The organism is Polaromonas sp. P1_F2 (genome assembly GCF_056405735.1).
Genome location: NZ_JBFUBN010000028.1, coordinates 1 through 1,196, shown reverse-complemented (window position 1 = coordinate 1,196; position 1,196 = coordinate 1). Strand labels below are relative to the sequence as shown.

Here is a 1,196-nt window from a genome sequence, read left to right as displayed (position 1 = left end):
TTACGCAATGATCTTGGCAACGACGCCGGCGCCGACGGTCTTGCCGCCTTCGCGGATGGCGAAACGCAGGCCTTCTTCCATGGCGATCGGGTTGATCAGCTTGACGGTGATCGACACGTTATCGCCTGGCATGACCATTTCCTTGCCTTCTGGCAACTCGATCGCACCCGTCACGTCCGTCGTGCGGAAGTAGAACTGGGGGCGGTAGTTGTTGAAGAAAGGCGTGTGGCGGCCGCCTTCGTCCTTGCTCAGGACGTAGATCTCGCCGGTGAAGTGCGTGTGCGGCTTGATGGAGCCGGGCTTGCACAGCACCTGGCCGCGCTGCACGTCTTCGCGCTTGGTGCCGCGCAACAGGATACCGACGTTGTCGCCGGCCTGGCCCTGATCCAGCAGCTTGCGGAACATTTCCACGCCGGTGCAGGTGGTCTTTTGCGTGTCGGCAATACCGACAATCTCGATTTCCTCGCCGACCTTGACCACACCGCGCTCGACACGGCCGGTCACGACGGTGCCGCGGCCGGAGATGGAGAACACGTCTTCCACAGGCATCAGGAAGGCGCCGTCAACTGCGCGCTCCGGCAGGGGAATGTAGGTATCGAGTGCTTCGGCCAGCTTCATGATGGCCTCTTCACCCAGGGGACCCTTGTCGCCTTCCATGGCGAGCTTGGCCGAGCCGTGGATGATGGGGGTCTTGTCGCCGGGGAAGTCGTACTTGTCCAGCAGCTCGCGCACTTCCATTTCAACGAGTTCGAGCAGCTCGGCGTCGTCGACCATGTCGCACTTGTTCAGGAACACGATGATGTAAGGCACGCCCACCTGGCGGGCCAGCAGGATGTGCTCGCGGGTCTGGGGCATGGGGCCGTCAGCGGCCGAGCACACCAGGATCGCGCCGTCCATCTGGGCGGCGCCGGTGATCATGTTCTTCACATAGTCGGCGTGGCCCGGGCAGTCCACGTGGGCGTAGTGGCGGTTCGCGGTTTCGTATTCAACGTGGGCGGTATTAATCGTAATACCGCGCGCTTTTTCTTCGGGCGCCGCGTCAATTTGGTCGTAGCCCTTGGCTTCGCCGCCGAACTTGGACGCCAGAACGGTCGTGATCGCCGCCGTCAGCGTCGTCTTGCCATGGTCCACGTGGCCGATCGTGCCTACGTTGACGTGCGGCTTGGTCCGCTCAAATTTGCCTTTTGCCATTTTTC

At 62.1% G+C, this 1,196-nt stretch carries 1 protein-coding gene; it reads right to left on the bottom strand.

Features of this window, described 5'->3' with window-relative positions; translation table 11 throughout:
* The gene (gene tuf / locus AC1D0O_RS25030) at positions 1 to 1,191 is read right to left on the bottom strand and encodes an elongation factor Tu (RefSeq protein ID WP_477656186.1); all 1,191 of its coding nucleotides are present in this window, start codon (positions 1,189 to 1,191) and stop codon (positions 1 to 3) included.
* Positions 1,192 to 1,196 lie beyond the last annotated feature (5 nt).